The 13,510-nt window shown below is 57.0% G+C and carries 13 protein-coding genes and 2 pseudogenes; 7 read left to right on the top strand and 8 right to left on the bottom strand.

Annotation, left to right across the window (positions count from 1 at the left end; all coding sequences use genetic code 11):
• The first annotated feature begins 2 nt into the window (after positions 1-2).
• Entirely contained in the window at positions 3-590 is a 588-nt protein-coding gene (locus FIU92_RS18335) for a hypothetical protein (RefSeq protein ID WP_152460161.1), read from the top strand.
• Positions 575-687 (top strand): annotated as a pseudogene (locus FIU92_RS23215) (IS5/IS1182 family transposase); the annotation flags it as partial. The gene FIU92_RS18335 and the pseudogene FIU92_RS23215, both read left to right, overlap by 16 nt.
• 30 nt (positions 688-717) lie before the next feature.
• On the opposite strand, the gene FIU92_RS18340 reads toward FIU92_RS23215, so the two are convergent.
• Entirely contained in the window at positions 718-2,001 is a 1,284-nt protein-coding gene (locus tag FIU92_RS18340) for a cytochrome-c peroxidase (protein ID WP_152460162.1), read from the bottom strand.
• A 3-nt stretch (positions 2,002-2,004) separates the two neighbouring features.
• On the opposite strand from FIU92_RS18340, the gene FIU92_RS18345 reads away from it, so the two are divergent.
• The gene (locus tag FIU92_RS18345) at positions 2,005-2,475 is read left to right on the top strand and encodes a tetratricopeptide repeat protein (RefSeq protein WP_152460163.1); all 471 of its coding nucleotides are present in this window, start codon (positions 2,005-2,007) and stop codon (positions 2,473-2,475) included.
• A 30-nt stretch (positions 2,476-2,505) separates the two neighbouring features.
• Here the strand turns inward: FIU92_RS18345 and dctP are convergent, their stop codons facing one another.
• Genes dctP through FIU92_RS18375 form a run of 6 tightly spaced genes read right to left on the bottom strand, consistent with a single transcriptional unit; the run spans position 2,506 to position 8,082 of the window.
• Positions 2,506-3,567 carry a TRAP transporter substrate-binding protein DctP gene (gene dctP / locus FIU92_RS18350; protein ID WP_152460164.1) on the bottom strand — a complete coding sequence of 354 codons (1,062 nt, stop codon included), beginning with the start codon at positions 3,565-3,567 and terminating at the stop codon, positions 2,506-2,508.
• A gap of 24 nt (positions 3,568-3,591) precedes the next feature.
• A complete protein-coding gene (locus FIU92_RS18355) occupies positions 3,592-4,881 on the bottom strand; it encodes a TRAP transporter large permease (RefSeq protein WP_152460165.1) in 1,290 nt (429 codons plus the stop codon).
• Positions 4,882-5,469: a TRAP transporter small permease subunit gene (locus tag FIU92_RS18360; protein ID WP_152460166.1), complete on the bottom strand. Its 588-nt coding sequence runs from the start codon at positions 5,467-5,469 to the stop codon at positions 4,882-4,884. It abuts the gene before it with no gap.
• A gap of 53 nt (positions 5,470-5,522) precedes the next feature.
• Positions 5,523-6,038 (bottom strand): flavin reductase family protein, encoded by a 516-nt coding sequence (locus FIU92_RS18365; protein WP_371419761.1) that lies wholly within the window; start codon positions 6,036-6,038, stop codon positions 5,523-5,525.
• Positions 6,038-6,928: an aldo/keto reductase family oxidoreductase gene (locus tag FIU92_RS18370; RefSeq protein WP_152460168.1), complete on the bottom strand. Its 891-nt coding sequence runs from the start codon at positions 6,926-6,928 to the stop codon at positions 6,038-6,040. The genes FIU92_RS18365 and FIU92_RS18370 overlap by 1 nt, the downstream gene beginning before the upstream one ends.
• Complete coding sequence (locus tag FIU92_RS18375; RefSeq protein WP_152460169.1) at positions 6,928-8,082, bottom strand: LLM class flavin-dependent oxidoreductase; 1,155 nt, start codon at positions 8,080-8,082, stop codon at positions 6,928-6,930. The genes FIU92_RS18370 and FIU92_RS18375 overlap by 1 nt, the downstream gene beginning before the upstream one ends.
• A 105-nt stretch (positions 8,083-8,187) precedes the next feature.
• Here FIU92_RS18375 and FIU92_RS18380 point away from each other — a divergent pair, with 105 nt between their 5' ends.
• From FIU92_RS18380 to FIU92_RS18390, 3 genes are all read left to right on the top strand, one after another.
• Positions 8,188-8,898: a GntR family transcriptional regulator gene (locus FIU92_RS18380; protein WP_152460170.1), complete on the top strand. Its 711-nt coding sequence runs from the start codon at positions 8,188-8,190 to the stop codon at positions 8,896-8,898.
• A gap of 12 nt (positions 8,899-8,910) precedes the next feature.
• Positions 8,911-10,008 (top strand): Gfo/Idh/MocA family protein, encoded by a 1,098-nt coding sequence (locus tag FIU92_RS18385; protein WP_152460171.1) that lies wholly within the window; start codon positions 8,911-8,913, stop codon positions 10,006-10,008.
• A 343-nt stretch (positions 10,009-10,351) separates the two neighbouring features.
• Positions 10,352-11,434: a hypothetical protein gene (locus FIU92_RS18390; RefSeq protein WP_152460172.1), complete on the top strand. Its 1,083-nt coding sequence runs from the start codon at positions 10,352-10,354 to the stop codon at positions 11,432-11,434.
• A 117-nt stretch (positions 11,435-11,551) separates the two neighbouring features.
• Here the strand turns inward: FIU92_RS18390 and FIU92_RS23220 are convergent.
• Positions 11,552-12,168 (bottom strand): annotated as a pseudogene (locus tag FIU92_RS23220) (hypothetical protein).
• Positions 12,169-12,460: 292 nt separating this feature from the next.
• On the opposite strand from FIU92_RS23220, the gene FIU92_RS18395 reads away from it, so the two are divergent.
• Positions 12,461-13,501 (top strand): GlxA family transcriptional regulator, encoded by a 1,041-nt coding sequence (locus FIU92_RS18395; protein ID WP_152460627.1) that lies wholly within the window; start codon positions 12,461-12,463, stop codon positions 13,499-13,501.
• The last annotated feature ends 9 nt before the right edge of the window (positions 13,502-13,510 follow it).

Raw genomic sequence — 13,510 nt, forward strand, 5'->3', positions numbered from 1 at the left:
TGATGCTCAAAATCGTTGTCTACGCAAACGAAAGAGAGATCGCCCGGACCCCAGCCGGGAACGTCAGCGATGACATCGATGGTCTCTGCGACTACGAAGTGCGCGTGAACGAACGAGAGTCTGAGCAGCTCGGTATCGAAGAGAAAGCAGTACGCTTCGATATCTCGCAGCATAATCGCCAGCAGACGGTGTGGACACTCGTTGAGAAGATCGCCGCCATATGGCTGGAGAAGACCGGTGCGCGAGAGCCCCGCACAAAGGCTGACGACGTGACGCGCGCATTCCTGAAGCTGAAGAAGGCCAAATTTCTCGCCGGACAAGCATCGCTGTCTGATCCGATTGGCGCAGAGGAGTTCGACGCGCTCGCTGCTGACGTCGAGATTGATCCACTGACCAGCGCGCTTTTGGCACTGCAAGAGGCAAGGATCGCACTTGGCCGGGCAAAACTATCTGATCCGATTTCCGCAGATGAGATCAGAGCGCGCAAGGTACATGAAGGTAGTGACAACGAATTGCTGTCGCAGATTCGGACGAGCATTCGCGAATTGGATGAGCGCATCGCTAGTGAAGTGAATGCTTCTACAAGTTGAAGAATGCTAGCCGAGTTGCAACACGCTGCGACGTGCCCGCCGAAAGCTCTTCTGCTTCGCCGATTTCGCATCAACCCGTCTCTGGCTCAGCCATTAGTCAACATGAGCTAAATAATATGCGAGATGGCTAAGGAGTAAACCCTTTCGGCACACCGAATATCGGCGAGTCTACGCTGCGACCTGTCAACGAATTCAGAAAAGCAATCAGGTTTTCTATTTCTAATTCCGTGAGTTGGATCGGATCGATATCAATTTTCTTGCGTTGACGTGCCATTTCATATTGGTCCTGCCAAACTAGGAAATCCGTTTTTTGCAACCATGGCACGTGGGGTAAGGCAGCCATTTGTGGGGTCCATTTGTCCAGGCTGGCCTGCGGATCCAAATGATGGCGAATGACGCTTTCAAGATCGGGGAAGGCGCCATTGTGACCGTACGGTGCGGTCAGGGCAACGTTACGGAGCATCGGGGTGCGGAACCTGTAGGCATCCTCAAGGCGGTTGCTTTCACCCATGCGGCCGACATCCCGGACGAAGGGATCCCACTGCCGGGTGCGACCCGGCCCAAAGGGAGGCAAGCCCAGTGCATGGAACTTCTGATCTGACATGAGCGGTCCGCTGTGGCAGGCGGAGCAGCCGGCTTTGCCGTAAAACAGCCTCATCCCCTCGATTTGCGCCGGTGAAAGGGCCTTCGTGTCGCCCGCAAGATAGTGGTCAAACGGGCTGTCGGTGCTGCGCCATTCGATCGCCATGAAAGCGGCCAGAGCGTTGGCGACTTGCGTGATCGTGATGTCCTCGGTCGTCTCGACCTCATCAAAGGCGGCGACCATGGCCGGACCATAGCGCAGATCGGTGCGGACGCGTTTCGCCAGAATGGGCCAGCCCTTGTCGATACGATCATGCACCGCGCCAGTGACTTCATTTTCAGCCACATTGCCCGCCATCTCGAATTGTGAGGTCAGGGGGAACAAAGCCTGTGCCGCCAGCAGGGAGTTCAGGCCCTCGGGCAGCCACTCCTGCGCCGGGGAATTGAAGCCGTTGCCGTAGACGTCGGAAATGCTCAGCCTGCCGTCGTGAAAGACGGTGTGTATGTCCTTGGCCCCAAGATTCCACAGGCCCGGAGAGTTGCGAGGGATGCGTTTGCGTATTCTGTCGGCCCCGGTGCCGGGTGTGCGGTCCGGCCCCAACTCCTGCCCGCCTTCTCCTATGCCCAGAGACAACCCGTCCGAAGTGCCGAAATCCGGGTGGTGACAATGGGCGCAGGCGATGTTGCGGTTGCCTGACAGGATCGGGTCGTAAAACAGTTGATGACCGATGGCGGCCTGTTCCATATCAAAGGGGATAAAGTCATCATCGGTCAGCGGGCGCGGCAAATCCTGTGCCACAGCGGCCCCGACCCAGAAGAAGGCAACCATCCCATGCGCCAGCTTGTTCTTGCCCTTTGCGTATTTGCGTCTCCGGCTCTGGCTGAACTGGAACAAGCGCGCGATATGATGGAAGCCGGACAGTTTGCAGCCGCGCGCGAGGAACTTCTTCCAGCCGCGCGCTCGGGCAACGCCGAGGCTGAAGAGTTGATCGGCGTGATGTACGGGCTGGGTTTGGGGGTCGAGCAGGATTACGAACGGGCTTTTGAATGGTATCTGCGGGCCTCGATGAAGGGGCATCCGGGGGCGCAGTCGGGCGTTGGCTGGTATTACGAATTGGGTCTGGGCATGCCCGCGCCCGATCTGGTGCGTGCGTATATGTGGTACACGCTCAGCGCCATTGGCGGCGACCCCGACGCGGCGATCAGCCTTGAGGAAGTGGTCAAGAAAATGTCGCCGGAGCAGATCGAAAAGGCGCATGTTCTGGTCAACGACTACAAAGGGTGGATGTACCCGTTTCGGTGAGGGCCAGGCCGCAAAGCCCGGCCCAACCGTTCACTTCAGATCCGCATCGCGAGCGGCGTTGACGTCCGCCTCAGCCGCCGCGACCGCCTCGGTCAGTGCAGCAAAGATCTCGTCGCCTCGCGCAACGTTGGACTGGAACCAATCATAGACTGGCGTTGCGGCCTCTTTGAACGCAGCCTTCTGATCGGGTGTCAGCACATAGAGGTCTCCGCCACCGGCGACGAAATCCTCATAGGCTTGGATCGACTTGCGCTTGGGGGAGGCGAAAGTGGCCTGTTGCAGGGCATAGAACCCGTCGACCACGACGCGGCGCAGATCCTCGGGCATCTCCTGGAACTTGGCGTTGTTCATCCACCACAATGCGCCCATATAGGCGTGGCCGTCCAGCGTTACGTATTGCAGGCCCGCATCCGGGAATTTCATGCCCATGATGTCGGTGATGCCGTTCTTGGATCCTTCAACGACACCGGTCTGGAAGCTGGTGAACAGTTCCGGCCACGGGATTGGGGTGGGCGACGCACCTAGCGCCTTGACCAGTTCCTGCGGCAGGTCGGCGACGACGGTGCGGATTTTCAGACCTTCCATATCCGCAGGCTCGGCAATGCGGCGCTGTGTGTTGGCAAAGTTGCGCCAGCCGCCGGTGTTGCCGATGGTCATCAGACGGATCGCGCCGCCCGAGTCCTCAAGCGCCATGTCGCGCATTGTGCGGGTGAAATCGCCCGACAGGACATGCTCGGCAATGCGGTCATCGGCCATCAGATAAGGCAGGTCCAGAACCTGCACGTAAGGAAAGATGCCTGAGGCACCGCCCGAGGTCGAGATGTAGATGTCGATGGTGCCGTCTGCCACGCCCTGCAAGCATTCGGCCCCGTTCGAGCAAAGCTGTGTGCCGATGAACAGTTCGACCTCGATCGCGCCGTTCGAGGCAGATTCGACATAGTTCTTGAAGACGATCAGACCGTCATAATCCTCATCGTTTTCGTTCGAATTTGCGGTTGCGCGCAGTGTATAATCGGCGGCTGTCGCGGCCATGGCGGACGCCGCCACCAGCGATGTGGCCACCGCTGCGGTTTTGATGAATTCTCTGAGCATGCGTTTCCTCCCTGTGGAACTCAGTTAGTTGGCAAATCCCGTTATCCTCGGGATCGTCATGGATAGTGCGGGTATGTAGGTGATCAGGAAAATCACGATGATTTCGACCGCCAGGAACGGCAGGATCGCTTTGGCGATGGTTTCAACCCGTTCGCGCGATACGGCGGCGGCCACGAACAGCACCAAACCCATTGGCGGGGTGGCGAGGCCTACTGTCAGGTTGACGCTCATGATGATGGCAAAATGGATCGGGTCGACGCCGAGGCTGGTGAAGATCGGGCCAAGGATTGGTCCAAGGATGATGATCGCGGGGCCTGCGTCCAGGAACATGCCGACGATGAACAGCAGCAGGTTGATCAGGAACAAAAGGATCAGCGGGTTTTCCGACAGGCTGAGGATCAGCGAGGCCAGTTGTTCCGGCGCATGGCTGAGGCTGACGACCGTCTTGAACGCCATCGCAGCACCAACCAGCAGCAGAACAACGGCTGAAGTCATGCCTGCATTGCTGAGCACCTCGGGGACCTCTTTCCATGTCAATGTCCGCAGGATGAAGAACCCGATGATGAAGGCATAGCCCACGGCGACTGCCGCAGCCTCGGTCGGTGTGAAGATACCACCCAGAATACCGCCCAGAATGATGACCGGTGTCATCAATGGGAAAAAGGCCTTCAAACTGGCCTGACGCCGCTCGGGCCATGTGTATTTGCGGCTGGCGACGGGGAAGTCATAGCGGTCGGCCATCAGTTTGATCATCAGCATCAGACCGACACCGACCATCACGCCCGGAACGATCCCCGCCAGAAACAACGCGGCCACGCTTTCGCCCATCACATAGGCATAGATGATCATGATGCCCGAGGGCGGAATGATCGGCCCGATCACCGAACTCGCCGCCGTGATCGCGGCGGCGAATTTACGGGTATAGCCCTGTTTCTCCATCGCCGGGATCAGCATCGACCCTAGCGCCGAGGTGTCCGCCACGGCGGACCCCGAGAGGCCCGCGAACAGAATCGAACTCAGCACGTTCACATGCGCCAGACCACCGCGCAGATGACCCATCAGAGCCTGCGAAAACTCGACAAGGCGGATGGTGATGCCGCCTCGGTTCATAAGCTCTCCGGCCAGCATGAAGAAGGGGATCGCCATCAGAGGGAAGCTGTCCATGCCGTTATAGACGTTGCGATACAGCAACGTGATGTCGTTCGTCTGGCCGTTCAGCCACAGCAGGATTCCGGGCGCCGCCAGCAAAGCGAAAAAGACCGGCAGGCCGATCAGCAGGAAAATCAGGAAGGTGGGCAGGAACCAGATCAGCATTTATTCGGCCCCCACTGCCGCATCAGGAATTTCAGGCAACAGGTGGCCGCCGCCCAGCAGAGTGATGAAGGATCGCAGGATCAGCTCGATATTCACCGAGATCAGCAGGATGACTCCCACCAGCAGCGATGCCATCATCCAACTGCGCGGAATGCGATACCATTCGTCGAACCCGAAAGAGGTGGGCAGATACAGCGCGGCAGTGGCGAACTTGCCGCCAAAGCCAGTGACCTCGGACCAGCCGATATTGACCGCGACCAGCAGGACGGCGAGCGCGATCAAAAGCAGGAACAGATTCAGCGTTTGGCCGATGATGCGGGGAAGGAGGCGTTCCAGCATGTCGATGGCCACAAAACCGCCGCGCCGAAAGGCTGTGGGGGCCATCAGACCGGTCATCCACAACATGCAGAACCGCGCGGCCTCGTCCGGCCAGGGCAGCGCATTGCCCAGAACGTATCGGAAAAACACCTGGATCAGAATTGCGATCACCATGAGCGCAATCGCAACAACACCAACCGCGCGGCCCAGACGCAGCACGGTTTCGTTCACGAATGCAATCAGTGCAAGCACCGATGCCAGTCCGCCCATGCGGATCCTCCCTTGGTCAGCCGCGGGTGTCCCCCACGGTCATCAAATCGCGCTTAGACTTTCGCGAATTGGCCGAGTTTCCCGGCATAAAAGGTCAGCGCGTCTCCATCCGACATACTGGCCCGTAGAACCTTTCCAACCACAATAACGTGATCGCCTGCATCGTGATAAGCGTGCTGTTCGCATTCGAACCGCGCAAGGCAGTCCGCCAACACCGGCGTCCCATTCTTACAGCGCCCGTGGGTGATGTCCCGCAGTGCAAAGGCGTCTTTCGAGCAGCCGAAACACAGCTCGGCCTGGTCCGAAGACAGCACATGCACGCTGAAATGGCGCGCCTTGTGGAAATAGGGGAAGCGACGCGAGTTTCGGTCTCCGGCCCACATGATCAGCGGTGGGTCAAGCGACAGGGACGAAAAGCTGTTGGCGGTGATGCAGACCGGACCGTCCGCGCTGTCGCAGGTCACGATGGTGACACCGGTTGCAAAGCGGCCGAAGGCGTCGCGCAGGGTACGTGTGTCGTCCTTATGTGGAATGAAGGTGCGGGTCATGTCCTTTGAGATTGCGTTCATCATGGTACCTCGTGCCCCAGTGCCGCCTCGTACAGGCGGAACCAGCTTTCGCGATCCAGTTTGACTTTCAATGCGTCCGAGGCGCGTTTGATCCGGTCAAGATTGTTGGTGCCCAGAACCGGCAGGATGTTGGCTGGGTGGGCCAACAGGAACGCCACTGCGACGGCGGCGCGATCCACGCCAAACCCGGCTGCGACTTCATCGGCGACGACCCCAACCGGCGGGTTTCCGGCCATCAACAGGCCTCCACCCAGCGGCGACCATGCCATCAACGGATGGCCATGCTGTTGGTGAAACGCCAGATCACCGTTGGTGAAAGGGCTGATCTGACCCAGAGAAATTTCGATCTGGTTGGTGACCAACTGCGTTTTCATCGCCGATTGCAGCAACGACCAATCCCACGGGCGGAAGTTTGACACACCCACCGCACCGACCTTTCCACTGGCGACGACCTCATCCAGGGCGGCTCCGGTTTCATGGTGGTCCATCATGGGGTCCGGGCGGTGGATCAACAGCAGATCGATGTGGTCAATCGCCATTTCCGACAGCGACGTGTCGACTGATTTCAGAATGTGGGCGCGCGAGGTGTCGTAGTATTTTACCTTCGCATCCGCGTAACGGCCAACCGGCGCGACGATGTCGCATTTGGTGACGATCTCCATCTTCTGACGAAGGTTTGGATTGGCGCGCAGGGCGGCACCCAGCACGGCCTCGGCCTTGTAGCCGCCATAGATGTCGGCCTGATCGAAGGTGGTGATACCCTGATCCAGACAGGTCTGAATCTTGGCCTCGACATGGGCCGCGGACGTGTCACTGTCATCGCCCAACCGCCACATGCCATAGACAAGGCGGCTCATCTCCAGCGAGTCAGATAGTTTCACACGTTGCATCAGCGGCGTTCTCCGTTGCCCAGCGGTGTGGCCGGGGTCGTTTTGGGAACCCTTCCGTAAGCTTCGGGAAGGGAACAGGTTTTCAAATTCGGCAACACGCGGGCGCCGAAATGGCGGGCTTCGTCCAGATGCGGGTAGCCCGAGAAGATGAAAGCGCGGATGCCCATCTTCTGGTATTCCTCGATCTTCGACATAACCTGATCCGTCGATCCGACCAGAGCGGCACCGCAACCAGACCGTGCCCGGCCAACACCGGTCCAGAGACCGGGTTCGACATAGCCGTACTCATCCGCCAGATCGCGGTTCCTGGCCTGATGCGCCACCCCCAGCGAGGTCGAATCCAGCGCCCGTTCGCGGATGGCGCGACCGTATTCGTCGTCCAGCTTCGAGACGATGTAATCCGCGTATTCCTGTGCCTCAACCTCGGTATCGCGAACGATCATATGGACACGCAACCCGTAATCCAGCGTGCGGTCGTAGTTTTCAGCGACAGCGTGAACGGCCTTCATCCGTTCGGCCAGTTGATCCTTGGTTTCAGGCCACATCAGGTAGACGTCACAATGCTCGCCGCACAGATCCAAAGCAGAGGGAGAATAGCCGCCGAAATAAAGCAGCGGCCCGCCGGTCTGATATGGCTTGGCCGGGTCGGTGGTCAGGCCCGAGAAATTATAGACCTCGCCTGCATGATTGATCTCATCCCGCGTCCAGGCCTGTTTCAGAATCTCCACCACTTCGCGCGAGCGCTGATAGCGGAACGCGCTGTCGGCCTTCTCACCGGGAAAGTCGGATGAGATGATGTTGACCGTCAAACGCCCCTTCAGCATGTGGTCCAGCGTTGCGATGGTGCGGGCCAGCATGATCGGTTGCATCTCGCCACAGCGCACGGCGGCCAGCAGGTTGATCCGCTCGGTGATCGGGGCGCAGCCGGCGACAAAGCTCAGCGTGTCTTGACCGACCTGATAGGAGGACGGGCAGAGGATGTTGCGAAAACCCTGCGCCTCGGCCTCTTTCACAATGTTCGAGCAATGCTCCCAACTCGACCGCAGGGCACCATCGGGAACGCCAAGGAACTGGTAATCATCGGAACACAGCGCAGCGAACCAGGAAACTTCGGCCGCATCCAGATCGGGGGATGTGATGGGGACGATGCTCATTTGATTCACGCTCCGTACATCTTTGACTTTCCTCTTGCGTAGCAATCGCTTTGATGTAGATCAATAGTGTATCAATTTTTCCTGCGACCGAGTGAAGCGTCTGCCGTGCCTGCATCCAACCGAAACCCCAATGCCCTGCCGGTATATATTCAGATCGCGGAACTTCTGATCCGTGACATCGCGGCTGGTCGCCTTATTGACGGTGAACGATTGCCGCCCGAGCGCGAGATGGCCGCAGAGCTGAATGTCTCGGTTGGAACGCTGCGAAAGTCGCTCTCAGAGCTGGAAAAAAAGGGGATGTTGGAGCGTATCCAGGGCTCGGGCAACTACATACGCGAGACCGGTACGCAAAACAGCGTCTATGCAATGTTCAGGCTGGAACTGCCGGAAGGGGGTGGCCTGCCTCGTGCGGATATCCTGTCGGTTGACCATCTGAAAAAGCCGATCGATCTGCCGAAATTCGGTGCTTCTGACGCCGGTTCGCGTGTCCGGCGGATGCGCTACCTGAATGATACAATCATCGCTGTCGAAGAAATCTGGCTGGACGAATCAGCGGGCCTGATCGACCAGAGCCTGCTGTCCGACTCGCTCTATCGCTACTATCAGCGCCAGTTGGGCTTTTGGATCGCAAGAGCCGAAGACAGGGTTTCGGTCCGGCCTCTACCGGACTGGACGCCTTCTGGCTTCACCAAGCCAGCCGGCCAAGCAGTCGGTTACATCGAGCGTTTCAGCTGGTCGGAAAGCGCCGAACCCGTCGAATTCTCAAAAACTTGGTTCGACCCGGATCGGGCCAATTACGTACAACGTCTGAAGTAAAAGGAATTGCGCATGACCCGGACCATCAAATACGGGCTGATTGGATGCGGAATGATGGGGCAAGAGCACCTGCACAATATCGGATTGCTGGAAGGTGCCAGTGTGGCTGCGATCTATGAACCCGATCAGGAGATGGCAAAAGCCGCCAAGGAAATTGCGCCAACTGCAACCATGGTAGGTTCCGTGCAAGAGCTACTGGCGGTAGAGGAACTGGACTGCGTCGTCATTGTCAGCCCGAATCATCTTCATGTGGACCAGATCTGCGAAATCGCAGAAACACGTCCTCTGCCGCTTTTGGTAGAAAAACCACTGTTCACCGACCCGCAAGACGTGCCCCGACTTGAGCAGTTGCAGCGCGACTACCCCTGCCCGATTTGGGTCGCGATGGAATACCGGTACATGCCCCCTATCGCTGCTTTGATCGACAAGGCCGAGGCGACAGGTGGGGTGAAAATGCTGTCGATCCGCGAGCATCGTTTTCCCTTCCTCGACAAGGTCGGCCACTGGAACCGGTTCAACCGAAATACTGGCGGTACTTTCGTCGAGAAATGCTGCCACTTCTTCGACCTGATGCGTCTGATATTGCAATCCGATCCGGTGCGCATCACGGCAAGCGGCGGGCAGGCGGTGAACCATCTGGACGAAAGTTACGACGGTCAAACCCCGGATATTCTGGATCATGGCTTTGTTCTGGTCGACTTTGCTTCGGGTGCGCGCGCGATGTTGGAACTTTGCATGTTTGCCGAAGGCGCACGCTATCAAGAAGAAATATCGGCCGTCGGACCGGACGCCAAGATCGAGGCGTTTGTCCCCGGACCCGGACGATTCTGGCCCGATCACTTGGGAGCCCCGCCATTGCCTCAGGTGATTTTGAGCCCGCGCAATCCCAAAGGTCCGGTATCAATGGACGTTCCGGTGGACCCCACCCTTTTGGCGGCTGGGGATCACAATGGGTCGACCTACTATCAGCACAAAGGGTTCCTGTCCGTGCTTCGTGGCGAAACAGCAAAGCCGGATGTGAGTTTGCAGGACGGCCTCTGGGCTGTCAGGATGGGGCAAGCGGCGCAACAGGCAATTGAAACCGGTGAAACGGTTTACTTGGCCGACTGATCGGGGCCGGAGTCCCGGGTGCGTTTTGCGATCGCTAAAGGACCCCTTAGACTGTTGCAGGCAATGTCTTTCATCGTATGACTAGGACCACGATCGCTTGATTGGTTTAAGAGGGTCAAGCTCGCTGAAACTTCAATCTGCAGCGCGCTGTGTTTATGCAGAACGCGGCGCTTCTGGAATGTCGGGTCTTTGCTTTTCTGTCTGGTCAAGCGCGTCACGGGGTTCTGAGCTTAGTCACTGTCGAAGATTCGCATTCTAAACTAAGTTGAGCTACAGATTATTGTGCCAACTCAAGTGCCGACAGGTAAAAAGGAACACATAAACTAAATAACATCAGTATCTTATGCGCTTAGTAACGAAACTTCTCTCACTGCTTTGTATTCTGGCCATCTTTTCGGTGACCTCAAGACCTTTGCAAGCTTGCTCAGTCTGCGTGACTTTGCCTGAGGCTTCGTCGGCTGATCACATTATTTCCGCGGACATTATCGTTCTGGCCGGTCCCACACCGGACAACCCGTTCCGGTTTTCTCCGGTTCACATTCTGAGAGGGACAGAACAGAAAATCTCAACGCTGCCGGAAATACCGTTTCTGATCGAAAGCAAGACCCGCGCAGCTTTCCGGTCCAATCCAGAAAAGACGGTTCTCTTCACCTATGGCGCAACCGACAAGGATGGTGCAGGGCGTAGCATTTCAAGAAGCTGGAAGCGCTTATTCATGATGACGCCAGACAGATCTCGGTTTGTTGAGGATTTAATAGCTGTTGGAGGATCGTGGGCGTACGGCGACAATGACGGCTCGGAGCGTGTTATGTTCTTTGCGGGCTATCTAAGCCACGAAGATCATGTGCTGAGAAACATCGCTATGGTTGAAATCTACCGTGCCCCATATGAATTTGTTCATCCACTTCGGAACACGGTGCCTACTGAGCAGCTCCTGCAAGAATTTCGTAGTCTGAACAGGATCAGTTACATACCCGTCGCGGTGCGTCTGCTTGGCTTGCAATCTGATGAACAGGCAGCCTCTGTTGTGCGTTCGCGATTTGAACAGGTTTTGAAAAGCAATGGTCAAAACCTTTATGAATGGGCTCTCGCAGGTATCGAAATCGACGGCGCCCTTGCAGTTACTGCGATTGAGCGAGCACTGCAGCGCCCCGGCTGGCAACCGCCCGAAAAGCAATCCCTGATCCGGGCTTTGACCGAAGGCGGCACGGTTTTGCCTGAACTTCGCGCTCAGATTATTGGCATTTTCGCGAGTGAACTCGAAAAGGACCGTAATCTAGCGCCGCGGATCGCAGTTGCCATGCGGAACTGGGGCGAGACCGCCCTGAATCACCAATTTCAAGCGCTTATCGTGAGGGGCGAAATTGATCCCGCGACACAATTTGTTCTCGGAACAATAATCGGCGCGGGGCAGGTCACCGATTGAAAGTGAGCTGTGCGCTGTTCTTTGGCACAAGTAATGCGAAATGGATCTCGATCGCCCGTTTTCAGAGTTTTTTTGGCGTTGGTCTCTTTGTAACGCAGGGTCTGGTTCGGTTTACGTTTAAGTAAAAGTGGCAGCGGCTTTGTTCTGAAACCTACGGTTTCTGATTGTTTGCTTCTTGATCTCCACTCTTATGTTCAGGATTTTGGCGTCTCGGCCATGATAGACCTCGGCGGGTGTCAAGTTGGCCAGTCTCTCGGGGTAACAGTAGTTGTTGTTGTGATCGACAAAGGTGCCGATCTGTCGCTCAAAACCTTTGGGTAAGAAGTAAATTTCCAAGAGAACCCAGTTCTTCTTAGTTTGGTACCAACGCTCGAACTGGAGTGGGGTTTGTGTGTGGTGCGGCGCACCGTGCACGTGATCCGAGACAGTCCACCAGATCACCCGCGGCGTATGTCGAGCCGTTTTCGCTGAGCAGCCTTGGCTCGTGTGCGACCATGACGTGATCTCAGTCCGAGGCCTCAGGGGCAGTCACCTGCCGAGCGGTGTCGCCCGCAAGACGGGCTCTCCCGGCTTCCGGGAACTCCTTCGACCAGAATATAATAGCTTTCGGTAATGCCCTCGCGGAGACACAGCGCCGCAATGCTATCCTCATCGCGCAGACCGGCCGGGACATTACCGACATTCTATTCGGCCCAGTAATGTTTGCGGGTCTTGCGTTTGATGTTCCTGACCAGCTTTTAATCTGCGTTTTTCTAAGTTCCGGATTTCTTGTTCATCTTAGCTTGCTAGTAGGTTCAATGAACTCGAACTCCTCCGTTACACAGATACCCAAATCTACCAGGTGGGTGCTGAAGTCAGACAGCCGAAAATGGAAGATCCTTCGTCGCAGTTCGAGGCGAAAGATAAGCTTAAGTCGCTGCAATGCACGTTGCGCTTCGCGCCTGATTCAGCCTTGAGTTGGTCGTCGATTTTACTTGTTTGGCCGCACTGTCTACCGTTGAGAATGAACAGAAGGGAGTTGGCGACATGGTCGAGGGCGGCGGGCCGGACAGAACAACCGAACTGAGAATCGCTGTAACACCATTTTTCAACCTGGCGGCCACGATGTCATTTATCGATCCATTTCGTGCCGCCAACTATCTCGAGGGAACAACACGGTTCCGATGGCAACTTGTGTCCGAGGCGGGCGGAATGGTGACGGCCAGCAATGGCGTTGAAGTCAACACTGCGAGGTTCTCGGAGGCGGGAATGAACAAAGCGGACATGCTTTTCGTCTCGTCAAGTTGGGAGCCGGAGCGCCATGTTTCTGCAGCATTGCGCGCGAACCTCAGAAATGCCGCGAAACGTCAGGCAATCTTGGGCGGGCTAGATACAGGTGCCTTTGTTCTGGCCTATGCCGGGTTGCTGGAAAACTATACGGCAACAGTCCATTACGAACATATAGATGCGTTTCAAGAATTGTTCCCCAAGACGGGCATCAGTGAAGCGCTTTGGGTTATTGATCGCCGTCGTGTGACTTGCAGTGGGGGTGCGGCTTCGCTCGATCTTGCCCTGCATCTGATCCAGCAGTCTCATGGTAGCGCTCTTGCAAATGCCGCTGCACGCTATGTGTTTGCCCCCCCGATACGCGCCCACGGGGCATTGCAGTACCCCGAGAATACCGAGCCTTTGGGCAACTCCGTTCCAACAAATGTGCGTGCCGCAATTCGTGTCATGGAGGCAAACCTTGAAACGCCACTCTCCATTGCGGAGGTTTGCAGGCATGTCGGGTTATCGCATAGGCAACTTGATCGGCTCTTTGCGCAATGCGTGCGAAAAACACCAGCACTTTACTACCGCGATATCCGCCTCGACCGGGCCCGCGGCCTTGTGACTCAAACTGACCTGACCATGTCGGAGATTGCCTTTGCGAGCGGATTTTCAAGCCAGGTCCACTTTAGTCGGGCCTACAAGGACCGCTTCGGTCTCCCGCCAAGCAAGGATCGTGTGCAGGGACGCATTCCATTCGAGTTCCGAGCATGGCCAATGCACCGCGCACCAAAGCCTAAGGCGAAAAAAGTTAAGTAGTCGGCGATT

The organism is Ruegeria sp. THAF33, assembly GCF_009363615.1.
GTDB lineage: Bacteria > Pseudomonadota > Alphaproteobacteria > Rhodobacterales > Rhodobacteraceae > Ruegeria.

Excerpts from the sequence above, each read along its gene's own strand:
- FIU92_RS18345 (WP_152460163.1), top strand. The coding sequence starts at position 2,005 with ATGCGCCAGCTTGTTCTTGCCCTTTGCGTATTTGCGTCTCCGGCTCTG.
- FIU92_RS18375 (WP_152460169.1), bottom strand. The coding sequence starts at position 8,082 with ATGAGCATCGTCCCCATCACATCCCCCGATCTGGATGCGGCCGAAGTT.
- FIU92_RS18390 (WP_152460172.1), top strand. The coding sequence starts at position 10,352 with ATGCGCTTAGTAACGAAACTTCTCTCACTGCTTTGTATTCTGGCCATC.
- FIU92_RS18385 (WP_152460171.1), top strand. The coding sequence starts at position 8,911 with ATGACCCGGACCATCAAATACGGGCTGATTGGATGCGGAATGATGGGG.
- FIU92_RS18335 (WP_152460161.1), top strand. The coding sequence starts at position 3 with ATGCTCAAAATCGTTGTCTACGCAAACGAAAGAGAGATCGCCCGGACC.
- FIU92_RS18340 (WP_152460162.1), bottom strand. The coding sequence starts at position 2,001 with ATGGTTGCCTTCTTCTGGGTCGGGGCCGCTGTGGCACAGGATTTGCCG.
- FIU92_RS18395 (WP_152460627.1), top strand. The coding sequence starts at position 12,461 with ATGGTCGAGGGCGGCGGGCCGGACAGAACAACCGAACTGAGAATCGCT.
- FIU92_RS18370 (WP_152460168.1), bottom strand. The coding sequence starts at position 6,928 with ATGCAACGTGTGAAACTATCTGACTCGCTGGAGATGAGCCGCCTTGTC.
- FIU92_RS18360 (WP_152460166.1), bottom strand. The coding sequence starts at position 5,469 with ATGGGCGGACTGGCATCGGTGCTTGCACTGATTGCATTCGTGAACGAA.
- FIU92_RS18355 (WP_152460165.1), bottom strand. The coding sequence starts at position 4,881 with ATGCTGATCTGGTTCCTGCCCACCTTCCTGATTTTCCTGCTGATCGGC.
- FIU92_RS18365 (WP_371419761.1), bottom strand. The coding sequence starts at position 6,038 with ATGAACGCAATCTCAAAGGACATGACCCGCACCTTCATTCCACATAAG.
- dctP (WP_152460164.1), bottom strand. The coding sequence starts at position 3,567 with ATGCTCAGAGAATTCATCAAAACCGCAGCGGTGGCCACATCGCTGGTG.